Source organism: Brevibacterium spongiae (genome assembly GCF_026168515.1).
Classification (GTDB): domain Bacteria; phylum Actinomycetota; class Actinomycetes; order Actinomycetales; family Brevibacteriaceae; genus Brevibacterium; species Brevibacterium spongiae.
Map to the genome: position 1 here is coordinate 733,438 of NZ_CP093443.1, position 23,649 is coordinate 757,086.

Below are 23,649 nucleotides of genomic sequence, written 5' to 3' on the forward strand. Positions count from 1 at the left end.
CGCCGAGTGATGAGCAGAGAAGCTGTTGCGCAGCGCCATCCGCATCCCGACCAAGATCTGAGCACTTTCCCCACACGGCCCGTCGATGCGGGTACGCGATGGAGACGGGGACACCGTCACGAGCACGAGCCATGGTTCTTTTCCTCGGACGGGAAAGGTCGGTTCAATCTCTCCGAACCATTCGGAACTTGCTATTTGGCTAGCAGCGACGCCGTGGCCGCCCGTGAAAGCATCGGTCCCGATATAGCTCGGTCTGGGGTCGTCACCACGACCTTTCTCGAAGGCAGAGTCGTCTCGAGCTTGACCCTGGCAGAGCCGGTGAAGGCGGCGCATGTATCGAGTAACGACGCTTTCCCGTATGGGGTCACGTCCGAGCTGTGCTCAATGGAGCAATATCAGATTCCTCGGCAGTGGGCTCATAGTCTGCACGAGTCTGGATTCGAGGGCATTTGGTACCACCCGCGATTCTCTCCGGGAGCAGATTCGCGTGCCATCGCGCTCTTCGGTCCTGCTGGTGCGGCGACGGGAGAAATCCACGAGCAGAAGACTCTTCGTGCGGTCGTTGAGGATATGGCGATTGTCGTTGTCGATCCCGACAGCCTGGACGAGTTCGAGATCCTCGACGAGCCGCCTGAAATGTAGTTTCACGACGGCCCGGAGGACCGCTGTGAACCCACCAGGGTGTCAGCCGATGACATGACGATACTGCGCCCCGCCTCGGCGAGGGGAGACGAAACACCACGGGTGCCGGCATTCTCACGATGAGGACGACGGCACCCGTGGTGTTTGTGGCGCGGGAGCAACCGGAGGTCAGCTCACGACGCCGGACTTCGCCTGGCTATCGGCGGCCACGGTGGTCTGCGGATCGGGCAGGGCCGCGTCCGCCTCGGGGGCATTCGTCGGCGTTCCGTGAACGTCGGGTTCGAGCGAGAGCTCGTCGAACGGGTTCTGACCGGACAGGGTGGCGCGGGCCTGGTCCATGTCGATCTCGCCGGTCCACTTGCCGATGAGCAGGGTGGCCACGGCGTTGCCGGTGAAGTTCGTCAGGGCACGGCACTCGGACATGAACTTGTCGATGCCGACGATGACGCCCATGCCGTCGAGCAGCTCGGGGCGGTGCGACTGCAGGCCGGCGGCGAGCGTGGCCAGGCCAGCACCGGTGACTCCGGCAGCGCCCTTCGACGCGATGATCATGAATACCAGCAGCGAGATCTGCTCGGGGATCGACATCGGCATGCCCATCGCCGAGGACACGAACAGCGAAGCCATGGTCAGGTAGATCGCGGTGCCGTCGAGGTTGAACGAGTAGCCGGTGGGCACCGTGATGCCCACGACCGGCTTCGAAACACCGGCATGCTCCATCTTCGCGATGAGGCGCGGCAGAGCCGACTCCGACGACGAGGTCGAGAAGATGAGCAGGAACTCACGGGCCAGGTACTTCAGCAGCAGGAAGATGTTCAGGCCGGTGACGATCTTGAGCAGACCGCCCAAGACGATGACGATGAACAGCGCGCAGGTGAGGTAGAAGGCTCCCATGAGGGTCGCCATCGCACCGATCGCGGCCCAGCCGGTCTTGCCGACGACCGCGGCGATCGCGCCGAAGGCACCGACGGGGGCGGCCCACATGATCATCATCATGAGCTTGAAGACCACTGCCTGGATGTGCTTGATGCCGGTGAGCACGGGCTCGCCGGCCTTGCCCATCGACTGCAGGGCGAATCCGACGAGGAGCGCGAGCACCAGCGTCGGCAGCACCGGGATGTCACCGGGGATGAGGCTCATGAGGAAGCCGACCATGCCGCCTTCCTCACCGCCGGCGGCCTCCTCATACGGCTGGAGGTGGAGTCCGTCGCCGGGGTGGATGAAGTTGCCGACGACGAGGCCGATGACCAGGGCGAAGGTCGCCATGACGAGGAAGTAGATGAGCGCGAGTCCGCCGACCTTGCCGACGGTGGCGGCCTTCGCCACGGATCCGACGCCCAAGACGATGGTGCAGAAGATGACCGGGGCGATGATCATCTTGATGAGTGCGACGAACGCCTTGCCCAGGGGTTCCAGCGCGATTCCGGCATCCGGGGCGATGAGCCCGATGGCGGCACCGGCGAACACGGCGACGATGACCATGATGTAGAGCCAGTGAGTGCGATCCTTCTTCCGCTGCGGGGCTCCCTGATCGGTAGCCGCTGCGGTGGCGTTCCCCGTGTTCGGGGATCCGCCGTTCTGTTGTGGCGACATTGCCATGATTCCTCCAAATGCTGTTCGCAACCCCACCCGTCGGTGGATGTGATTGCGCGCGACTGCTGGCCGCGGTGGTGATGTACCCGACAACTGTGCCAGCCGGTGTGATCGGTGTCTCGGTTGCGTTCATAGTGTTCACAGACACGCTTGACGGCTAATGTGGGAGCGTCAGGACACTCTTAAGAAGGAGCACTCACGTGAAGATCACCAACGCCCTCCTGCGCGCAGTTCCCGGCGCATTCATCCTCAACTCCGGCATCGGCAAGCTCGGTCTCGACGAGGAATCCGCGGCCGGCCTCCAGCAGATGGCCGCCAATGGTGTTCCCATGGTCGAAAACCTCACCCCTGCCCAGTTCGGGAAGTTCCTCTCCTACGGCGAGATCGCCGTCGGCGCCGCCCTGCTGCTGCCCTTCGTGCCCACCCGCATCGCCGGTGCGGCCCTGACGACGTTTGCCGCCGGGCTCGTGTCGAACTACTTCTCCATCGACTCGATGACCGAAGAGGACGGCATCCGCCCATCGCAGGACGGCACCGCCGTGGCCAAGGACACCTGGCTGGCCGCAATCGGACTGTCCCTCCTGCTCAACGGGTCCAGCAAGAAGTGACGACGGATCTGGTGCCGGTTCGGCCATGTCGAGCGAACCGGCGCTGGAGTCGTTTCAGGTCTCATGTGAATCACTCAGCAACTACTTCACACCAGTCGGAGTGTGAAGTAGAGTGTGAAATGTGACCCAGAATCTGCCCTACCCAAATACAGATCGAGCCGAGTTGAAGAATCCACCGCTCGCTCGCGTTCTAGCGCAGATTCGGTGGCCAGATCTGACGACCTTTGACCTCGACCAGGTGGTTGCTCATATCGTCAAGAATCTCGGACCTGTGTACCCGTTCAAGCACGAGGAGACAGAAGTCGAGGTTTTGGTAAATCAATCCGGGGGCGCGCAGGAGCAGAGCCGAGGGAAGATCGTGCGCTTCTTCTCTGGGGATGAACAATGGAGTCTGGCTGTCGGCCTGAATTTCATCGCCCTGGAATCGACCGATTATACGAATCACAACGATTTTGTGGATCGGCTGCTTGTTGGTCTTGATGCAGTGAATGAGTGCGCGACAATTCCTCGTTTCAGTCGGATTGGGTATCGGTATACGAATCGAATCGTCGGCCAAGCCGACTTGAATCTTCTGGAAGAACACTTCGTCCCTGCCGTTCTTGGTGGACACTTGGTTTCTCCCGTGGATGCCGACTTGGTTCACAGTATGACTGAGTCCGTCTACCGGGTGGATTCGTCCTATCTTCTGATGCGTTCCGCTCGACTCGGCAACGGGCAATCGATCGACCCCACCCTGCGCCCGGTAGACGAGCCGAGCTGGATCCTCGACTTGGACGCATACGAAGAGGGTCGACTGGACAATGAACGAGGAACGGTTCAGGCACAGCTAAACCGCTTGTCCGGAATTGCTTCGAACCATTTCCGGGGTGTGGTGACTGATCAGTTCTATGAGAGGTACGACTCATGACCACTACTGATTTCTCACGCGAAGAGCTCTTCCTCACCCGGGGCCTGCCTATGTCGACGATGTCCATTTCCGGGACGTCGATCCCAGTCATGATTGTATTTGAAGATGATCCACTCCGACCGGCTTCCGACGCTCATCAGAGCCCACCGAATAGTTCAGCGGACAAGTCGCCCAACGTCGATTCAGCTGCTCCCGTCCATGCTGAAATCGAGTCCACTGCTGATCTCGTCAAACAGATTAAGACCCGAGGGGCATATACCTGGGACCAAGTTGCAAAGCTTTTTGGAGTCTCCAGGCGAACAGTCCATCTGTGGGCTTCTGGTGGTAGGATCTCGGCTGCCAATGAGGAAGCGCTCGGCCGGGTGATGAGGCAGATCGAAACTATCGAGGAAGCCGGCGGACTGGGCGCCCGACTCCGGTTCCTCGCGCTGCTCGATCAGCAGCGCTGGCACCATGCGTCTACACCCACGGACGTCAATAGGCCCGCTCCGACCTATTCGCCGGAGCCTTAACGGGCTATGGGCATGGGTGAGGACTATTTTCAGGAGCTCCGACAAGGAAACGTCGTCGAATACTCGGGGGATGCTGGCCTCGAAGGGGCGCATGTGGTTGTATCCCAGACCTGCGACGTCGTCCTGGCCAAGCGTGAGTACCTCCAGCTTGCTCCACTGGTCCCTTTGGAAGGTGACAAGCGTACCCGAGCACTCAAGCATGAGAATCCGAGGTATCCGCGAGTGGGTCACGGCAATGACTGCCTATTCGCAGATCTCGCTCAAATCGTAAGTGTGCTCAAAGACGATGTCGTTGACGTTCCCTTGGCTGCCGGATATGAATTTGCAACCGGTCATGATGAACGAGATTTCGGGTTGGCAGTCGGGCGCTGGTTTAGTCGTTTTGCTGTGCCTGATGAGGTTCACTTCTGGCTGGAGCCACTTCAGAAACTGGTGAGAAGTAAGTACGACAAGCCTGAATCGCCGATCGGTCGGGTGCTGAACCAAGTCTCGGAAATTCGAGTGGAATCCGATGATTGGAATTCGTCAGGCATGCAGCTGACCATACACGTGATCGTCGAAGCCGGCAGGTTGCCGTCTCTTCCTGACGAAATGGTCGAGGCGCCGGACCAGCGCCCTCTGCCGACCGATGCCAATTCGCTGGCAGAGAAGATTAGCGAATTGAAACCGGGAGGGGAGCCGTTCCATGCGAATGCCCTCTGGGCTAAGTTTGCCGAGGCCCTGGCGGCAAAGTGCTATCCAAGCAAAGCTGGAAAGTCTGACGCGGTAAGCGCCGCAGTGTCAGAAGTCGTTGGGGAGGTCCATTCCGATGACGAGTTCCCGCTGTCGAAGATGAGAAAGTCTGAGCAGTTGGATATCGATTTCCTCTCTCCTCCTGTTCCTTTGGGCGATGACTCCTGAGCCTCCCGCATTCAAAGTCCGTTCCGAGGCCCCGGCCCCGCCTCGGCGAGGGCGAAATCGGCACGCTTCCCGGTTTCGCCCCCGCGGGGGACCGCTGGCGCGCAGGCTCTTCCTCGTCCAGCTCGTCCTCATCGTCCTCGTCTGCACCGCGCTGTCGGTGACGAGCTACGTGACGACGCTCGGCAACATCCGCGAAGCCACCGGGGAACGGGTGCTGTCCATCGCCGAGACGCTCGCCCACGACCCCTTTGTCACCGAAGCCGTGACCACTGATGACCCATCGGAGAAGCTGCAGCCATACGCGCTGACCGTCATCGACACCGCCGAGGTCGACTTCGTGACGATCATGGACCGCGACGGCACCCGATACACCCACCCGGACCCCGAGCAGCTGGGCAAGACCTACATCGGCAGTACGGCTTCGGCGCGGGCAGGAAAGGCCGAGACCGAGGAATACGTGGGCACCCTCGGCCCATCGGTGCGCTCGATCGTGCCGATCACAGACGAGAACGGCGAGGTCACCGCGATGGTCGCCGTCGGCGTGACCCTGCAGAGCATGTCCGTGGCGCAGGCGGCATCGCTGCCGCAGATCATCATCGTCGGCCTCGCCGCGCTCGCCCTCGGCGGGCTCGGCTCCTGGCTGCTCGCCCGCTACCTGCGGAAAGTCACCCTCGGGTACGGTCCCGAGGAGCTGCGCCGGCTCTTCGCGTTCTACGATTCCGCACTGCATTCCCTGCGCGAGGGGCTCATCCTCGCCGACGATTCCGGCAGACTCGTCCTCTACAACGACGAGGCGGCCGTTCTGCTGGGCCTGCCCGAGCCCGATGAATCCACCCCGATCACCCTCGCCGAGGTGGCCCTGCCCGAATCTGTCCGTGACCTTCTGTCGACCGGTCGGGTCGCCGTCGATGAAATCCACTTCACCGAGGACCGAGTCCTGGTCATCAGCCAGAAACACGCAAGCCAACCGCGGGGCGGTCGCGGCGGGGGAACGGTCGCGACCCTGCGCGATCGCACCGATATCCAGGAGCTCACCGGGGAGCTCGCGACGATGACTACCCTGTCCGAGGCCCTTCGCGCCCAGACCCACGAGCACGCGAACCGGCTGCACACGGTCTCGACGCTCATTGAGCTCGGCCGCACCCAGGAGGCGCTCGACTTCGCGGTCAAGGATGAGCAGGAATCGCAGCGGCTCACCGACTCCTTCGTCGGGGCGCTCGACGAACCGTTCATCACCGCGCTCATGATCGGCAAGGCAGCTCAGGCGCACGAACGCGGCATCGAGCTCACCGTCACCGCCGTCGGTGAGCTGCCTCCCGAGAGCCTCGACGCCCGCGACCTCGTCACCGTCGCCGGCAACCTCTTGGACAATGCCTTCGACGCGGTCGCGGACTCGGAAGAGAAACACGTGTGGGCGGACTTCGTCGCCGCCGACGGGGAACTCATCATCACCATCGCCGACTCCGGCGCCGGGGTTGCCGGCGAAGACATCGACGCGCTCTTCCACCTCGGCGCTTCAGCGAAACCCGAGGTCGCAGGCGTGGGGCGGCACGGATTCGGGCTCGTCTTGGTTCGGCAGGCGGTGAGCCGCCTCGGCGGGGACATCGATGTCGAATCCGATGGCGGGGCGATCTTCACGGTCACGCTGCCGCTGGGGGATACTCTCTCTGAAGGAGGTGGACATGCCCAGTGATCCCGCGCTGCGGGTGCTCATCGTCGAGGACGATCCGATGACGGCGCAGGCACATGCGGACTTCGTGGCCCGCGTTCCCGGATTCGCCGTCGCCGACATCTGCCTGAGCGGACGCGATGCGATCGCGAAGTTCGACGACCTCGCCGAGGCGGGTCATCCCGTCGACATCATCCTCCTCGACATGAACCTCACGGACTCCCACGGACTCGAGGTGGCCGGGCGGCTGAATTCCCGCGGTCGGGACGTCGACATCATCGCGATCACCGCGGTGCGGCACCTGCAGGTGATCCGCTCGGCGATCTCGGTCGGCATCACCCAATACCTCATCAAGCCATTCACCTTCGCGGCGTTCAAGGAGAAGTTGGAGAACCAGCGAGCCTTCCGGCAGGGACTCGCCGGGTCCGGGAGCCTCGCGACGCAGGCGTCGGTGGACAATGCGCTCTCAGCCCTGCGATCGGTCTCCGCGACGCCCCTGCCCAAGGGCCTCATCGCCGAGACCCTGGAAGCCGTGTCCGCCTTCGTCCGAGATTCCACCGTTCCGGTCTCCGCCACCGAGGTGGGGCAGCGGTTGGAGCTCTCCCGCGTCACCGTCCGCCGCTACCTCGAGCACCTCGTGTCGACGAAGCAGGCGATCAAACAGCCCCGCCACGGCACCCCGGGCCGCCCGGAATACGAGTACCGCTGGGCGTGAGGGGTCGCTGTTCGCAGGCGGGCGATGCGCGGGTAGGTGGGCCATGCGCGCCGACGCGGGCATTAGACGCGAAGTCGACCGATACGCACGAAGGCGGGCGAAGGGCACTTGCCCTTCGCCCGCCTCCGGCCTGGTGACGTGAGTCGTCAGTTGTTGAGGTTCTCGATCGCGTAGTCGGCTTCGGACTGCGTGAACTGCTCGCCGTATTCGCTCGTGAGCTGATCGTGGATGGCGTTCGGTGACATCGCCATATCGTCCTGGTAGACGCGAGCCTTCTCCAGAGCATTCTGGTTCCAGTCGGCTTGGACGTTGTCGATGGCGTACTGAGCGGCCTCGGCGGAGAAGTCCTCACCGTATTCGCTGGTCAGCTGATCGTAGATGCCCTGCTTGCTCATGTGCATCATGTCCGAGTACGTTTCGGCCTTCGTCAGCGCCGACTGGTACTCGGCAGGAACGCTCGAATCGTTCTCTTCTTCGGCCGGGGCCGCCGGCTCTTCTTCGACGGGTTCGTCTGCAGGTTCGTCCGCGACAGGTTCTTCGGCCGCCGGCTCTTCGGCGGCTTCGTCTTCGGTTGCAGGCTCCGCGTCGACGGCTTCTTCGACAGGTTCTTCAGCCACGTCGGCCGCGGGAGCTTCCTCCGCCGCGTCTTCAGCATCGGAGACGATCGACGAACTGTCTGTTGTCGATGCCGGAGCATTGGCCGCGGAGACGCCGCCGATGATGAGGCCGAGCACCACGAAGACACCCGTGACGATCCATGCGACCTTCTTATGGTCGTTGTATCCGCGCAGGGGAAGTCCCTGCTTGTCCTTCCGTGCCCCGAGCAGGGTCATGATCAGGTCGATGAGCACCCACACACCCAGACCGCCGAAGGTGATGAGCTTGAGGATTCCCGTTCCGATCTTGCCGAGGTAGAAACGGTCGGCGCCGAGTCCGCCGAGGAGCCAAGCCAGCAGCCACGTGGCGAGGAACGATTTCTGGCTGACGAGCGGCTGTTGAGGAGTCCACGGGCCCTGGTAGTAGGTGGGCACGGTCGGTTGGTGTGTCATTATCACGTCCGGGTGTTCGAAGAGGAGGTAGTTGCATGTTCAACTATAAGTTAAAATTTCAACTAAGTACACCAGGTGTTGTCTCGTTTGGATAACAACTGTCCCTGCGCGGCCGGAATGGTGAGCTTGAGGGGTGGGGTTGCTTGGGCTGAGGGGTCCTGAGGTCGAGGGAAGCGGGGGTCTCCCTGCGGGGGCTCTGCTCAGCTCTCGGCGACGTCTCCCGCGTCATCCCCGTTGGCCATGAGCAGCTTCGTCAGCAGCCCGGAGAACTGGGCGACTTCGTCGTCCGTGAGCGGGCTCATGACCCCATCGGCGTGAGCGATGAGGCGCTGGAATGCTTCCGTGGCGTCTGCGCGTCCCTGTTCGGTGAGCTTGACGACGATGCTGCGGCGATCGCTGGGGTTGAGGGTGCGCTCGACGCGTCCGGCCTCCTCGAGTCGACTGAGCTTCGCCGTCATATTGGCGGGCGAGACGAAGACCGCGTCGGCCAGCTGCTTCGGGGTGAAGTTGAGGCCCTCGCCGAAGAGGAGGACGATGAGCACCTCGGTCTCTTCGAGGGAATACTGGGAGTAGCCGAGCGAGGTCCGTTGGTGGTGCTCGAAGATCTCGGCGAGGCGCGATACGCGGTACACGGCACCGAGTGCTCGTGATTCGTCGAGGGTGCCAAGTCCGGCGTCGGCTGCGCGCTTCAAGTACTCTTCGACTCTGTCGTGGGTCATGGTGGTCCTTCCTGCGGCCGGTCGGGGAGGACTGGCCCGGGTCTTGACGTCATCTTAGGCGTCGAGGGGGTGTGCTGCGTCACTGTTCTCACTGCGGATTCGCCGTCGAGGCTGCTGTGGTGTGGGGCTCCAGCGCCGAGGCGGTGGTGGCAGGCTGCGACGGTCGTGCACTGCCGTGGGGAGCGACGATGCTTCTGCGGCACCGGGATCGATAGGGGAGATCCCGCAGGTGTTCGAGTCGTCATCTCGCTCATCAGGCCGTGCAGTCTTGATAATACAGAATCGTCCGCAATTGTTCTCGTGCCGGTTGCCTGAAAGGCGCTTTGCTGCCGTCGGTGCTTACCGGAGATGTTGGCGAAGCACGCGTTCCCCGAGGAGAATTCTCGGGCAGATGAATTGTCGTGAGCGAATGTACGAGAATGTCGAGTTGGATTCCTGGTTGCGCTATCATAGGCAATTCTGCGCGGTTAGTGAAGGCGGATGTGCAGTGAGGATTCGCGACGATTTCCGCGGTTTGTTGCGTCCTGGGCGGCGGCGGGGAGCCGCCGGGGGCAGGGCGTTCGGGGCCTGCTGAACCTTCAGGATTTGAGTATCCAATACCGTCTATTTCAGGATTGAAATATTCCGAAATGAACATTTCCGTATTGTAGGTTATTTCTGTAGTTATTTCTGTTACTGATAGTAGAAATGCGGCAGATTCGTAGTATTCTGCAAATGCAGCCAGGAGGACAATGTTGCATTCCCCTCGTTTGCCTGTAATTGCTGCAGTAACTTGTTAGTCAAATCCTGAAAGGTCAACTATGTCCCGAAGTGGAACATGGCTGAATGCCTCTGCCGTCAAGCGCAATGCCTGCGTGGTCGCTACCGGTCTCACGCTTTCGGTCGCTGCGACCCTCGGCACCGGAATCGGCATTTCATCTCCTGCCTATTCGGCACCGTCGTCGTCGACCAAGGCCGCGGCTCAGGCCTCGCAGATCATCGACGCCGACGCGATCGCCTCCGGGCGTGTCACGGTCGGCGCGAACCTCACCGACGCACACGGCGTCGGTGCCGGACTCATCTCCGGACACGTCTTCAAATCGACCGTGGACTCGAACCCGTCGTCGACCTATGACAACGGTCAGGAAAAGCTCGATGGCGTCACCGTCTACGCGCAGTTCCGCGACTCCGATGGCTCGATCTCGCCGATCTTCAGCGCGAAGACCCACACCGTCAAGGGAGTCGTCGGCGGCAACGGCGGCAAGGGCACGTATGCCTTCGGTATGGGCAAGGGCGGCATCCAGTGGACCGACGGAAACGGCGTCAAGCACGAATACCACGTCAAGCCGAACCAGGAGTACCGGCTCTGGGTCGAACCGCAGACGGATGAGGCGACGGGAAACACCCTGCACTACCTGCGTCAGGTCAACGGGTTCACTCCGGGCCGATTCGTCAAACCGACGGAATCATCATTGGGCGCCTTCGCTGTGGCCGAAGGAACCATGCAGCTGACCTCGGTTCAGGTCTACGAAGTCGCCCCCTCGGCGAAGAACTCCTACCTCGTCGACGCCGACGGTGTCACGGACGATCCGAAGGGTCCGCTGGCGGGAGCGTCCGTTCAGCAGAAGCAGAAGAACGTCATCTCCGGACGCGTGTGGCTCGAGACCGGCGACGGAGACTTCATCAACGTCGCCACCGGACCGTCGCAGAACGGCAAGGACAAGGGCGTGACGGGCTACACCGTCTACGCCTCGACGCTGACGCCTGAGGGCGCGAAGGCCAACGCGGAGATGAAGAAGAACTTCCCCGCTGCGGAGTGGCCGGCCCAGACGAAGAAGATGCTCGAGGAGCACCCCGAGTACATCCTCAAGACCGTCAAGGGACAGACGAACGACAAGGGCGATTACTCGCTGCGCTTCGGTGACTACACCGACAAGAGCCAGAACCGCGAGGATTTCCTCGATCCGCAGAACGTGTTCGTGTGGGTGCAGAAGGGTGACACCGTCATCCAGGGCTACACCGGGTTCAACCAGCCGGTGTTCGGAGCTTTCAACCAGGGAGGCGGCTGGCGACCACAGGCCGTCCCCGGTGAGAACCAGTCGGTCGATGCTCTGCTGCCGACCAACCGGGCCGATTACGGCAAGAACGTCAACAGCCTCTACAACGTCAACTTCGCGCTGATGCCGTACCTGCCTGTCGACCTCGACATCACGAACTACAACGAGACGGACAAGCCCGCACGTCCGGGCGACACCGCCGAACTCAACCTGTCGGGAACACTGTCGGATCTGCCGTCGGTCATCGAATGGCGCGACAACTCGGGCAAGGTGCTCAAATCCTGCGAGCTGGACAAGTCGACGTCGATCGACGCTCAGGTCGACGCCTGCACGTTCACCGTGCCCGATTCGGCTAAGGACGGCGAGTTCTTCCACGCTGTCCTCGTCTCCGGAGGCAACGATGTTGCGGCTGATTCTTTCATCGTCTCGGCCGAGACCGCCCAGGACATCGATCCGAAGTACGACGTCGTCAACGAGGATCGCGATCCGGACACCGAGGGTGTGCAGTCGGATCCGCCGAAGTTCGTCAACAGCGAGACGGGTGAGTCCGCTGCTGCCCCCGATGGCACGAAGTACGAGCTCGGTCCCGATGCGCCGGAGGGTGCGACGATCGATGAGAAGACCGGTGTGGTGACCATTCCGAAGTTCCCCGACAGCGGTGACGTCAAGGTTCCGGTTGTCGTCACGTACCCGGATGGGTCGAAGGACTTCACCGAGGCGGTCTTCACTCCTGCGACTCCGGTCACCGAGGAGACCGATCCGAAGTATGAAGACGGATCGGGGCTGCCGGGTGACACCGTGAAGATCGATGCGCCGACCTTCGACGATCCGTCCACCGACGAGGTGGAGGCTGACCAGCCGCCGAAGGGCACGAAGTTCGAGCCCGGAGAGAACGCGCCTGACGGGGTGACGATTGATCCGGATACCGGCGAGATCAACGTCAAGATTCCTGAGGGTGCCAAGCCCGGCGACGTCATCGAGGTGCCGGTTGTCGTGACCTACCCGGATGGTTCGACCGACGAGGTGACCGTCAAGGTCACTGTCGACGAACCGGACTCGGACGCGAACGTCAACGCTGCGGCTTCTGCCTCGGCGTCGGCTCAGGCTGATGGGGACAATAACCCTGCTGCCCAGGCGGCTGCCGAGAAGGCTGCGGATGCTGACGGGAACAACGTCGCCTCAGCTGCAGCGGATGAGAATGCGGAAGCTGCGGCGAAGTCGGCTGCCACTGAAGATGCGTCGGCTGAAACCTCGGCTGACGCGACGTCTGAGGAGGACGCTTCGGCAAACAAGGCTGCTTCGGCTGCCGCGAATGCGGACAACTCGGATGACACCAACGCTGAGGCTTCGGCCGCAGCTGAAGCCAATGCTGAGTCCGCTGCGAAGGCCGCGTCGACCGCTGACTCCTCGTCGGAGGCATCGGTTGAGGCTGCGGCAAACGCTGACGGAACAGATACCGCCGACCCGGGTGCCTCTGCTGACCCGCAGGCTGAGTCCGAGCAGGATACGACGGCTGATGGCACTGAGTCGGATGCTGCAGCTGACGGTGCTGAGAAAGATGCCCAGGCTGACGTGAACAAGAACGCTGCGGCTTCTGCATCTGCATCAGCTCAGGCAGATGGGGACAACAACCCCGCCGCTCAGGCTGCTGCTGAGAAGGCTGCCGAAGCTGACGGAAACAATGTCGCTTCGGCCGCCGCCGATGAGAATGCTGAGGCCGCTGCGAAGTCGGCTGCCACCGAGGATGCGTCTTCTGAAACGTCAGCGGATGCCACCTCTGAGAAAGACGCGTCAGCTAACAAGGCCGCTTCGGCTGCTGCGAATGCGGACAATTCCGATAACGCGAACGCTGAGGCCTCGGCCGCTGCGGAAGCGAATGCCGAGTCCGCTGCCAAGGCTGCGTCGACCGCTAACTCGTCATCTGAGGCATCGGCTGAGGCTGCGGCAAACGCCGACGGTACTGAGACCGATACTCAGGCTGACGTTGACGGCGCTTCTTCGGATCCGCAGGCTGAGGCCGAGCAAGATGCGAAGGCTGACGGCACTGAGTCAGATGCGGCTGTCGACGGAGCAACGGCCGACGTCGACGGTGCCCAAGAAGCTGACGCCGACGGTGCTGAGAAGGACGCTCAGGCTGATGTGAACAAGAACGCTGCCGCTTCTGCCTCGGCGTCTGCACAGGCTGACGGTGACAACAACCCGGCTGCCCAGGCTGCTGCCGAGAAGGCTGCTGACGCTGACGGAAACAATGTTGCTTCGGCTTCGGCTGACAAGAATGCGGAAGCTGCTGCGAAGTCGGCTGCCACTGAGGATGCGTCGGCTGAAACGTCGGCAGATGCCACGTCGGAGAAGAATGCTTCGGCGAACAAGGCCGCTTCGGCTGCTGCCAACGCTGATAACTCGGACGACACCAATGCTGAGGCTTCTGCCGCTGCCGAGGTCAATGCCGAGTCTGCTGCGAAGGCTGCCTCGACCGCTGACTCCTCGTCTGAGGCATCGGCTGAGGCCGCGACGAACGCCGACGGTACAGAGACCGATACTCAGGCTGACGCCGACGGTGCCTCTTCGGATCCGCAGGCTGAAGCCGAGCAGGACGCGAAGGCTGACGGCGCTGAGCCCGACGCTGCAACTGAGGGCGCGAAGGCTGACGTCGACGGTGCTCAGGAAGCTGATGCCGACGCAGCCGAGAAGGCCGCTCAGGCTGATGTGAACAAGAACGCTGCCGCTTCCGCGTCGGCTTCGGCTCAGGCTGATGGGGACAGCAACCCTGCTGCTCAGGCTGCTGCTGAGAAGGCCGCTGATGCCGATGGCAATGATGTTGCCTCTGCCTCGGCTGACAAGAATGCAGAAGCTGCGGCGAAGTCGGCCGCGACCGAGGATGCATCGGCTGAGACCTCGGCAGATGCCACGTCGGAGGAGAACGCTTCGGCGAACAAGGCCGCGTCGGCTGCCGCCAATGCGGATAACTCGGATAACGCCAACGCTGAAGCTTCGGCCGCAGCGGAGGCCAATGCTGAGTCGGCTGCCAAGGCTGCGTCGACCGCTGATTCGTCGTCGGAGGCGTCGGTAAACGCTGCAGCAAACGCTGACGGAACCGATGCCGCCGACCCGGGTGCTTCTGCTGACCCGGACGCTCAGGCTGAGGCCGATACTCAGGCTGACGTTGACGGCGCTGAGTCCGACGTTGCAGCTGAGGGTGCGAAGGCTGACGTCGACGGTGCTCAGGAAGCTGATGCCGACGGAGCCGAGAAGGACGCTCAGGCTGATGTGAACAAGAACGCTGCCGCTTCCGCGTCGGCGTCAGCTCAGGCTGATGGGGACAGCAACCCTGCTGCTCAGGCTGCTGCCGAGAAGGCCGCTGATGCCGATGGCAACGATGTTGCCTCTGCCTCGGCTGACAAGAATGCAGAAGCTGCCGCGAAGTCGGCTGCCACCGAGGATGCATCGGCTGAAACGTCGGCAGATGCCACGTCGGAGGAGAACGCCTCGGCGAACAAGGCTGCTTCTGCGGCTGCGAACGCTGATAACTCGGATAACGCCAACGCTGAGGCCTCGGCCGCAGCGGAAGCGAACGCCGAGTCTGCTGCGAAGGCTGCCTCGACCGCTGACTCCTCATCTGAGGCTTCAGCTCAGGCGGCAGCAAACGCTGATGGTTCGGACAAGGACGCGAAGGCTGACTCGGACGGTTCCGAGAAGGATGCCCAGGCCGATGCCGACGGTGCCGAGACGGACGCGAAGGCTGACGGATCGACTGCGAAGGCCGACGCCGACGGCGCTAAGTCCAGTGCCGATTCGGACGGATCGAAATCCGAAACGGAAGCGGACAAGGACGCGGGGGCGACCACCTCGGCGACGGCGAACGCCGGCTCCAACGCCGGTTCCAACGGTGCGAACGCTGGATCGTCGAGCGACGCGAACGCGGGTGCCTCGTCCGACGGCGGCGACCTGCCGCGCACCGGCGCAACCGGGGTTGTCGCACTCGGCCTGGCCGGTTCGCTGCTCATCGCAGCCGGCGTCGTCGCGATCGTCGCGGTCCGCCGCCGAGCCCAAGGCTGATGCACCGATGAGGTGAATCACCGATTCCGCCGCTGGTGGGCCGTGACATGTTCGCGGCTCACCAGCGGTCTCGGTTTCATGCGGTACCCTGACATTTACCCAGCACCGAATTTTCCCCTCCTGATGGCAGTCACCCACTGCCCGGCGGCCACCGCCGCAATGACAGAGAAGACCCGAACTGTGACCTCATCCCACCTCGCTCGCTCAGCAGACCCCGAAGACTCCGCTGCGAATTCGACTCCCGAATTCGACGCTCAGTTCGGACCGCGTGCGACATCGCTCGCATCCTTCGCCGAGGCGGTCGACCGCGGCGACGCCATCTCCGAATCCGACCTGGACAGGCTCTTCGCCTGCAGCGGCGGTCGCATCCGTATCGCCGACACGCTCGTGCGGGCCTGCGCCAACGCGGGCATCTCCGCCGCCGATGTCGATCCCGATCGCATCGACGCGATGCTCTCACCTGAACTGACCCCCGTCGTCAACGGCACCACCCGGGAGGCCGGGGCCCTCTACCTCCTGACCCTGTTCGCATGGGCACCGCGGATCACCTCGGGGACGGTCGACCTCGTCCACTCCGCCTTCGCCGCCGCCGAGGTGGCCGAATCGGCGACAGCGACACCCGAAGAACTCACATCCCTCCTCCTCGGGCAGGGTCTGCTGACCATCTCGACCGCCACCGACGAGGTCTTCACCGTCCCGCCGCTCATCCGCATGCTCATGCGTCGGGTGATCGCGACCGGCTCGAACACCGCCCGCAGGAACCCGCGCGAAGCATTCGGGGCCGCCATCTCGAATATGTTCGGGCGGATGCGCTCGGACGACCGTTCCGGGATCGCCGAGGTCGTCGACCTCGTCGTCGAGACGAAGAACTGGCTGGTGCTCGAACGGGCGTGGGCGCGCCGTTCGGTCAACGTCTTCCTCGACGCGCCCACCGCCATCGAGGCCTACCTCAGGGTCCCCGAGGATGTGCTCGCCCGGAACCCGATCCTCACCCTGGCGCGCAGCGCGGCCCGGCGCATCGACTCGACCCGACTGAAACTCGGCACCGATGACGGCCCCACGATGCTGGCCGCCACCGACTTCGACAGCATCGTCCTGCCCGAACTCCACGGCAAGCTCCAGGCGAATCCGGCACTGCCGCTGTCCGCCGACGAGGTGGCTGTGCTCACCACGCTGGAAGCACGCACCCACCGCCTGAACAGGGAGAACAGGCTCGCGCTGAACATCCTCGAGGTGGGGCGGGAACGGCTGCGCCGCCTCGGCGAGGGAGAACCCGGACCCACGCTCATGCTGCAGGCCGAACTCAACCTCGAACACGGTCGGAACCTCAACGTCGCCGGACGTTTCACCGAGGCGATGGCCATGCTCCAGCGCGTCGTCCAATTCGCCGAGATCTACACGCCGAACTCGCCGCACCCCCTGCTCACCGGGCTCGTCGAACACGCCCTGGCCGGGATGGGATACGGGCACGGATCGGACATGGACCGCGATATGGAGCGGGCCAGGAACAATGCAGCGCGATTCGGGATGGCGACCCTGCCGGACGAACGCACGGCGCTGTGCATCGAGATGATGCGCGCCCTCGACCGTCTCGACCTCGCCGAGGCGGAGCGGATCCTCGCCGGCCTCGACGATGCGAAGGCCACCGGACACCTCGGGCCGATTCCCGATATCGTCCGCAGCCTGCACTCTGTCTACAGCGGGCAGGCGACGGTCGCGGCGAAGCTGCTGGCGGAGAGTTCGCGGGTCCGTTTCGTCCCGATGGCCGACATCCCGAGCACGCGGTTCTCCGGAATCGTCAACATCGCCAGCGCGGTCCTCGTGGCTGCGGGGGAGAAGAAGGCGCTGCAGGATCTCAGCGATCATATGAGCCCGCAGAGCCCCGGGTATTCGATCGTCAAGGCCCGGCAGGCGCTGGTCTTCGGCCAACACGATCCGCTGTGGTCCGCCACCGCGCAGACGCTGGCCGGCGATCAGGGGCCGAGGCTCAAGAGCTCTGCGATGGCTCTGCGCGCCGACATCCTCCATCACGAGGGGCACACGGATGACGCGCTCGAGACGTTCGTGCATGTGCTCGACTACTGCTCGATCACGTCGTCGGTGCTGGCGATCGCGCAGCTGTCGAAGACATCCCGGGACGCTCTGGTGTCGGAGTCGGCGGACCATCCGATGTGGGAGGCGCTGGCTCGGTCGTTCGGATCGGGGGAGGTGACGGCGGCCGAGCTGCGCCGACGCCTGCTCGACCTGCCCGAGACTTCACCGCTGTCGCCGGACTTCGCGACCGACCTCACCCCTGCCGAGCAGTCGCTGCTCTTCGCCATCGACTCTCCGAAGTCCGTGGCGCAGATTGCCCGCGAGTTCGGCGTCGTGTCCGGAACCCTGAAGAACCGTCTGTCGGCGCTGTACCGGAAACTCGGAGTGCGCAGCCGCGCCGAGGCGGTCGCATACGCGCATCGGCAGCGGTAGGTGCGGGCGGCCGGGTTCTAGTTCGGGTGGTCTGGGTCGATACTGCTGGGGCGGATCGGGGCGAACCCAGGCGAACGGTCACCTAAGCCGCGAAGACTCCCGGGGTCGTACCCAAGGTGGAGCGGAAATGCCGCGTGAGATGCGCCTGATCATGAAAGCCTGACTCCGCGGCCGCCTCGGCGGGGGAGTGACCGGACAGCAGAAGTCGGCGTGCGCGATCGACGCGGCGGCCGATGACGTACCGGTGGGGCGCGATGCCGAACGTGGACGTGAACACTCGCACCAAGTGGCTGCGGTGGGCGCCGAGCTGGGCAGCCGCCTCGGCGATGGTGAAGGACTCGAGCAGACGATCATCGAGCATTTCGCGCAGACGGCGAGCCAACGGCGCATCCGACGCGGTCTCCGCGGTCGACGTGAGCCGGGATAGCGCGGTCTCTCGGAGGGCGAGCACACCGCACTCGGCGGCGAAGGCATCGGCCGGATCAGCCAGAGCGGAGTGGATGTCGGTGACGGTGGTCAGGGCATCCGTGCCCAGCAGGGTGGGCGCATCCGCAGCGGCAACGACCGCGGACTGGGGCAGCCACTCGGGGTCGAGGTAGAGGACCCGCTTGCGAAAGCCCTGGTCAGCCAGGGCGGAACGCCCGTCATGGGGAACCTGCGGCGGCAGCAATGTCACCGCCGCGGGAGTGGCCAGGTGATCGTGCCGGTCGAGGTCATAGGTGACGGCCCCCTCGTCGAGGAGCAGCACCGTCCACGAATCGTGCGTGTGCGCGGGGTAGGCATGATGGTCGAAGCGGGCGTGGAGGACCTCCTGGACCTGCGGGACCTCGGGATGCCAGGCGCGGATGACGTCGACCATGCAACAAATGTACAAGACCCCGGTGTGCGCGGCCGGTGAAACTGGATCCATGCACGAGAACACAGAATCCACAGCGCCAACAGAAACGTCGTCCTCCGCCGAGGCGGCCGAGCCGAATTCCGTCACCGAGGCGGCCGCCCCGACCCCCGGTGCCGAGCCGAGCGTTCCGGTCCGGTTCGATACGAAGGTCGTCGTCGTTCTTCGCAACGACCTGCAGCCGTGGCAGGAGCTCAACGTCACCGCGTTCCTCATGTCCGGCATCGCCACCAGCTCGGAGGGGCTGGTCGGAGAGAACTACCGTGACGCCGACGGCAACGACTACCTGCCGATGCTGCGCCAGCCGGTGATGGTGATGACCGCGGATGCGGACAAGCTGAAGTCGATCAGATCGAAGGCGCTGGGGCGCGGAATCCCGACCGCCGTCTACACCGAGGAACTGTTCTCCACCGGCCATGATGCAGCGAACCGGGCGGCCGTTGCGGAAGTTCCCGCCGAGGAGCTCAACCTCGTCGGAGTGGCGCTGCGCGGGGCGAAGAATGGCGTGGATCGGACGGTCAAGGGCGCGCGGATGCACGAGTGAGCCGGGGTCGACTAAACGAGTCCCGGCGGTTTCGACCCGTTCGGGGAGAGGAACTCGGACAGGCGGTTCAGCGTCGCGGCTTCGAGTGAGTAGTACGACCAGACACCGCGCTTCTCCCGGTGGAGAACCCCGGCATCGACGAGGATCTTCAGATGGTGGGACACGGTGGGTTGGCCGAGTCCGACAGGTTCGGTGAGATCGCACACGCACGCTTCCTGCCCTTCGTGCGCAGCGACGAGGGAGACCAAGCGCAGCCGAGTCGGGTCGGCCACTGCCTTGAGGATGCGCGCATAGTCCTGAGCGTCATCGAGCCTCAACGGCGAGACGGTCAGCGACGGGCAGCAGGCGTCCGCCTCTGTCGGGGCGGGTGCGGGGGCAGGTGCAGGGTGAGTGGTCACCCTTCCATTATGCCTATACATTGACAGTTGTCGATGCCTTGTGGTCCTATCGTATCGATGAACGTCAATGCGTCGGCGGTCGACCGCGGCGCCGAATCGACTCCGACCCCAAGGGGGACCATGCATTCCACGGCGCCTGCTCGCACCGAATCGCCGGTGGCCGCGAAGATGTCGACGTTGGACCGATTCCTGCCGCTGTGGATCATCGGCGCCATGGCGCTCGGTCTGCTGCTGGGCAAATTCGTGCCTGGCCTCGCAGCGGCACTGGACTCGGTCAAGGTCGCGAACGTGTCGCTGCCGATCGCCGTCGGCCTGCTGGTGATGATGTTCCCGGTTCTCGCCAAGGTCCGGTACAACGAGACCGGGCGCGTGCTGGCGGACAAGAAGCTCATGATCACCTCACTGGTCATCAATTGGCTGGCGGCGCCCGCGTTCATGTTCGCACTGGCCTGGCTCTTCTTGCCTGACCTGCCCGAGTACCGTACCGGTCTGATCATCGTCGGCCTGGCACGCTGCATCGCGATGGTCCTCATCTGGAACGATCTGGCATGTGGGGACCGCGAGGCCGCCGTCGTCCTCGTCGCCATCAACTCGGTGTTCCAGGTACTCGCCTTCGGTCTCCTCGGCTGGTTCTACCTGCAATGGCTGCCTGACCTTCTCGGGCTGCCGACGACCAGCAGCGAATTCTCCTTCTGGGCGATCACACTCAGCGTCCTCGTCTTCCTCGGCATCCCGCTTCTAGCCGGCTTCCTCACCCGCACAGTCGGGGAGAAGGCGAAGGGGCAAGCGTGGTACGAAGACCGGTTCCTCCCGAAGATCGGCCCGTGGGCACTGTACGGACTGCTCTTCACCATCGTCGTACTCTTCGCCTTCCAAGGCGACGAAATCACGTCCCACCCGGGCAACGTCGCCCGCATCGCACTGCCGCTTCTCGTCTACTTCGTCGTCGTCTTCGCTGTCGGGATGATCATCGGCAAAGCACTGCACTTGGGCTACGAGAAGACGACGACTCTGGCTTTCACCGCGGCCGGCAACAACTTCGAACTTGCCATCGCCGTGGCGATCGGAACGTACGGCGTTGCCTCCGGGCAGGCTCTCGCCGGAGTCGTCGGCCCTCTCATCGAGGTGCCCATCCTCGTCGCCCTCGTCTACGTCGCGCTGTGGGCGCGACCGCGTCTCTTTCCGTCCACCTCTGAACATGGAGCGAAACAAGCATGAGCACAACCTCTTCCGTGGAGCCTTCCGCACAGTCGTCCGCGAAGCCGAGCGTCCTGTTCGTCTGTGTGCACAACGCGGGTAGGTCGCAGATGGCCGCCGGGTTCCTCCGCGCCATGGCCGGAGACCGCATCGAAGTCCGGTCCGCCGGCAGCGAGCCCGCTGAGTCGATCAATTCGATTGCGGTCGAGGCGATGAGTGAAGTCGGCATCGACATCACGGACAACCGGCCGACGCTGCTCGCCCCTGATGCCGTTCGCGCCTCCGACGTCGTGATCACCATGGGCTGCGGTGACGCCTGCCCCATCTTCCCGGGCAAACGGTACGAAGACTGGGTGCTCGATGATCCCGCAGGTCAGGGTCTCGAATCGGTGCGGAGAATCCGTGATGACATCCGGGCTCGCATCGAAGCTCTGATCGCCGATCTCGTCCCTGACGCCGGTGCGACGTCCATGACGTCGCAGGCCACGTCGAGCCCGATCACCGAGGAGGCTCCCCATGACTGATATCGCGCTTGCTGATCTGCCGGTTGCCGTGATCGGCTCCGGGCCCGTCGGCCTCGCGGCCGCGGCCCAGCTGGTCAGGCGCGGCATCCGTCCGCTTGTTATCGAGGCGGGTTCGACCCCAGCGGCGGCAGTGGCCGAATGGGGTCATATCGGATTGTTCTCTCCGTGGAAATACAATATCGACGAGGCGGCGCGGGGTCTGCTGAAGCCCACCGGCTGGCAGGAGCCCGACGGTGACTCCCTGCCCACGGGTGCCGAGCTCGTCCGCGATTACCTCAGGCCTCTCGCTGAGACGACTGAGCTCCGGGACTCCATCCTCACCGAGACCCGTGTGGTGGCAGTGACTCGCGTCGGCAAGGACCGAACGGGTACGGCTCAGCGAGAGTCGGCTCCTTTCCTCATCCGCACTCAGAACTCCGACGGAACACTGGCCGATCTTCACGCCAGGGCTGTCATCGACGCCTCGGGAACCTGGGAGAGCTCGAACCCGATCGGGCAGGGCGGACTTCCAGCTCCCGGTGAGGTCGAGGCTCGTCGCAGCGGGTTCGTGACCTCACCTCTGCCCGATGTGGTGGGCCGCGATCGTGAGCAGTTCGCCGGGCGCCGGATTCTGGTCGTCGGGGGAGGACATTCGGCAGCGAACACACTCTTGGCCTTGGCTGAACTGCGTGACGAGGCACCGAAGACGCGAATCAGCTGGGTGCTCAGACGGGCAGATCCCGCATCCGTCTACGGCGGAGAAGACCAGGACGGTCTGCCTGCGCGAGGCGCTTTGGGGGCGCGGCTTCGCCACCTCGTCGAAACCGGAGTCATCGAGGTTCATGCCTCGACGACGATTACCGGGTTCGGCACGGATGGCGCTGGGACCGTTGCTGCTGCCTTTGGCGGCGCCGGGTCCGTTGCGGCTGAAACCGAGGGTGAGTCGGTGACGCTTCATGCCGATCGGGTCGTTCCGGCCACAGGATTCCGCCCTGATCTTGGGTTCCTGCGTGAGATTCGACTCGACCTCGACCCGGTGGTCGAAGCTCCTCGGCAGTTGGGTCCGCTTATCGATCCCGAACATCACAGCTGCGGAACGGTCGCCCCGCATGGTGCCCGGGTGCTTGCGCATCCGGAGCCGAACTTCTACATCGTGGGAATGAAGTCCTACGGACGAGCGCCCACATTCCTCATGTACACCGGTTACGAACAGGTTCGTTCCGTCGTCGCAGCGCTCGCCGGTGACCAGGAAGCCGCCGACAGAGTCGAACTCGTCCTGCCCGAGACAGGGGTGTGCTCGGCCGATATCGGGACTTCGTGCGATGCGACGATCGATGCGCCAGCAGAAGCGCAGGCCGCAGGGGGAAGCTGCTGCGGACCGGCGGAACCGCTTGTGCTCGGGATCCCCACCGGGGTGGAGCACGGGCGGTCGGGATTGAGCTGACTCGCTATTTCAGTTCGCTCGGTACGGCTTCGGCTGGCGCGGAGTGGTGCGACCAGCGCGACTCAGCGGTAGGTCGCGTCCTTCGGGGCCTGGTGGCCGTGGTCGTTGAACGAGATGAGGCTGGTGCCGCCGCTGCCGGTGATGATCTTCGTGATGCCGGTGTTGATCGTCACGCGGTTGAACGCCATCCACTGGTCGAAGCCGCCGCCGATGAGCTTGGCTGCGGTCCATGCGATGGCCCCGGCGCTGGAGACGACGATCGTCGATTGGCCTGAGCTCATGGCTGCGACCGCGTCGCTGAGGGCACGGTCGACGCGTGATGTGAACCGTGCATACGTCTCTGTGTAATCCCCGTCGAATTCGCCTGAGGCCCAGCGTGCGGCGCCGCGTTCGAGCTCGCCCTGGAAGATCTTCGAGTCGTGCTTCGACCGCGGGTCGAGATCCTTCAATACCCCAGTGAGTTCCCACGCAGCGTACTCATTCCACCCGGCGTCGACGTCAGCCTCGGGCAAGTGAGTGCTCCGTTGCCCGCCGTCAGAGTCAGGGTCGGCGCCACCGCCGAGACCCTCGATGATGCCTGCCGCGGTCTGTCGCTGCCGCAGCATTTCACCATGGACGATCCGGTCGGGCTCGACGCCTTGGGCGGCGAGGAACCGGCCGGTGATGCGGCTCTGCTCCTTACCGAGGTCGGAGAGCCGATCGTAATCGTCGGTGCCGAAGGACGCCTGTCCATGTCGGATCAGATAGAGCACACTCATGTTCCACTCCTGCAGTCGGGAAGCCACGTCGAAACTCG

At 63.8% G+C, this 23,649-nt stretch carries 19 protein-coding genes; 13 read left to right on the forward strand and 6 right to left on the reverse strand.

Annotated elements, in window-relative coordinates; all coding sequences use genetic code 11:
• Nucleotides 1–9: 9 nt before the first annotated feature.
• On the forward strand, nt 10–642 hold the full coding sequence (locus tag L1F31_RS03240; RefSeq protein WP_265419258.1) for an RES family NAD+ phosphorylase: 633 nt from the start codon (nt 10–12) through the stop codon (nt 640–642).
• A gap of 168 nt (nt 643–810) precedes the next feature.
• Here the strand turns inward: L1F31_RS03240 and L1F31_RS03245 are convergent, their stop codons facing one another.
• The gene (locus L1F31_RS03245) at nt 811–2,241 is read right to left on the reverse strand and encodes a cation:dicarboxylate symporter family transporter (RefSeq protein WP_429860941.1); all 1,431 of its coding nucleotides are present in this window, start codon (nt 2,239–2,241) and stop codon (nt 811–813) included.
• A 194-nt stretch (nt 2,242–2,435) separates the two neighbouring features.
• On the opposite strand from L1F31_RS03245, the gene L1F31_RS03250 reads away from it, so the two are divergent.
• The 6 genes from L1F31_RS03250 (at nt 2,436) to L1F31_RS03275 (ending at nt 7,546) form a co-directional block, all read left to right on the forward strand.
• The gene (locus L1F31_RS03250; RefSeq protein ID WP_265419260.1) at nt 2,436–2,843 is read left to right on the forward strand and encodes a hypothetical protein; all 408 of its coding nucleotides are present in this window, start codon (nt 2,436–2,438) and stop codon (nt 2,841–2,843) included.
• Nucleotides 2,844–2,964: 121 nt separating this feature from the next.
• Nucleotides 2,965–3,750: a TIGR04255 family protein gene (locus L1F31_RS03255; protein ID WP_265419261.1), complete on the forward strand. Its 786-nt coding sequence runs from the start codon at nt 2,965–2,967 to the stop codon at nt 3,748–3,750.
• Nucleotides 3,747–4,262 (forward strand): helix-turn-helix domain-containing protein, encoded by a 516-nt coding sequence (locus L1F31_RS03260; protein ID WP_265419262.1) that lies wholly within the window; start codon nt 3,747–3,749, stop codon nt 4,260–4,262. Before L1F31_RS03255 ends, L1F31_RS03260 begins: the two co-directional genes overlap by 4 nt.
• Nucleotides 4,263–4,274: 12 nt before the next feature.
• Complete coding sequence (locus tag L1F31_RS03265) at nt 4,275–5,162, forward strand: hypothetical protein (RefSeq protein WP_265419264.1); 888 nt, start codon at nt 4,275–4,277, stop codon at nt 5,160–5,162.
• On the forward strand, nt 5,152–6,855 hold the full coding sequence (locus L1F31_RS03270) for a sensor histidine kinase (RefSeq protein WP_265419266.1): 1,704 nt from the start codon (nt 5,152–5,154) through the stop codon (nt 6,853–6,855). Before L1F31_RS03265 ends, L1F31_RS03270 begins: the two co-directional genes overlap by 11 nt.
• Entirely contained in the window at nt 6,845–7,546 is a 702-nt protein-coding gene (locus tag L1F31_RS03275; RefSeq protein ID WP_265419267.1) for a response regulator, read from the forward strand. Before L1F31_RS03270 ends, L1F31_RS03275 begins: the two co-directional genes overlap by 11 nt.
• Before the next feature lie 146 nt (nt 7,547–7,692).
• Here L1F31_RS03275 and L1F31_RS03280 read toward each other — a convergent pair whose 3' ends face one another.
• Both L1F31_RS03280 and L1F31_RS03285 read right to left on the reverse strand, forming a co-directional pair.
• Nucleotides 7,693–8,595, reverse strand: a complete 903-nt coding sequence (locus tag L1F31_RS03280; protein WP_265419268.1) for an Ltp family lipoprotein — start codon at nt 8,593–8,595, stop codon at nt 7,693–7,695.
• A gap of 200 nt (nt 8,596–8,795) precedes the next feature.
• Nucleotides 8,796–9,314: a MarR family winged helix-turn-helix transcriptional regulator gene (locus L1F31_RS03285; protein WP_265419269.1), complete on the reverse strand. Its 519-nt coding sequence runs from the start codon at nt 9,312–9,314 to the stop codon at nt 8,796–8,798.
• 800 nt (nt 9,315–10,114) lie between these two features.
• On the opposite strand from L1F31_RS03285, the gene L1F31_RS03290 reads away from it, so the two are divergent.
• Together L1F31_RS03290 and L1F31_RS03295 are read left to right on the forward strand one after the other, a co-directional pair.
• On the forward strand, nt 10,115–15,406 hold the full coding sequence (locus tag L1F31_RS03290; protein ID WP_265419270.1) for a YPDG domain-containing protein: 5,292 nt from the start codon (nt 10,115–10,117) through the stop codon (nt 15,404–15,406).
• A gap of 180 nt (nt 15,407–15,586) precedes the next feature.
• The gene (locus L1F31_RS03295) at nt 15,587–17,872 is read left to right on the forward strand and encodes a helix-turn-helix transcriptional regulator (protein ID WP_265419271.1); all 2,286 of its coding nucleotides are present in this window, start codon (nt 15,587–15,589) and stop codon (nt 17,870–17,872) included.
• Nucleotides 17,873–17,954: 82 nt separating this feature from the next.
• Here L1F31_RS03295 and L1F31_RS03300 read toward each other — a convergent pair whose 3' ends face one another.
• Nucleotides 17,955–18,731: a helix-turn-helix transcriptional regulator gene (locus L1F31_RS03300; protein ID WP_265419272.1), complete on the reverse strand. Its 777-nt coding sequence runs from the start codon at nt 18,729–18,731 to the stop codon at nt 17,955–17,957.
• 49 nt (nt 18,732–18,780) lie between these two features.
• Here L1F31_RS03300 and L1F31_RS03305 point away from each other — a divergent pair, with 49 nt between their 5' ends.
• Complete coding sequence (locus L1F31_RS03305; RefSeq protein ID WP_265419273.1) at nt 18,781–19,311, forward strand: DUF2000 family protein; 531 nt, start codon at nt 18,781–18,783, stop codon at nt 19,309–19,311.
• Between the two features lie 11 nt (nt 19,312–19,322).
• Here the strand turns inward: L1F31_RS03305 and L1F31_RS03310 are convergent, their stop codons facing one another.
• Entirely contained in the window at nt 19,323–19,709 is a 387-nt protein-coding gene (locus L1F31_RS03310; protein WP_429860942.1) for an ArsR/SmtB family transcription factor, read from the reverse strand.
• 120 nt (nt 19,710–19,829) lie between these two features.
• Here L1F31_RS03310 and arsB point away from each other — a divergent pair, with 120 nt between their 5' ends.
• The 3 genes from arsB to L1F31_RS03325 are packed head-to-tail and all read left to right on the forward strand — an operon-like array spanning nt 19,830 to nt 22,853.
• On the forward strand, nt 19,830–20,927 hold the full coding sequence (gene arsB / locus L1F31_RS03315) for an ACR3 family arsenite efflux transporter (protein ID WP_265420380.1): 1,098 nt from the start codon (nt 19,830–19,832) through the stop codon (nt 20,925–20,927).
• Nucleotides 20,924–21,430 (forward strand): arsenate reductase ArsC, encoded by a 507-nt coding sequence (locus L1F31_RS03320; RefSeq protein ID WP_265419274.1) that lies wholly within the window; start codon nt 20,924–20,926, stop codon nt 21,428–21,430. The genes arsB and L1F31_RS03320 overlap by 4 nt, the downstream gene beginning before the upstream one ends.
• On the forward strand, nt 21,423–22,853 hold the full coding sequence (locus L1F31_RS03325) for an FAD-dependent oxidoreductase (protein ID WP_265419275.1): 1,431 nt from the start codon (nt 21,423–21,425) through the stop codon (nt 22,851–22,853). Before L1F31_RS03320 ends, L1F31_RS03325 begins: the two co-directional genes overlap by 8 nt.
• A 62-nt stretch (nt 22,854–22,915) precedes the next feature.
• Here L1F31_RS03325 and L1F31_RS03330 read toward each other — a convergent pair whose 3' ends face one another.
• The gene (locus L1F31_RS03330) at nt 22,916–23,611 is read right to left on the reverse strand and encodes a histidine phosphatase family protein (RefSeq protein WP_265419276.1); all 696 of its coding nucleotides are present in this window, start codon (nt 23,609–23,611) and stop codon (nt 22,916–22,918) included.
• Nucleotides 23,612–23,649: the final 38 nt, after the last annotated feature.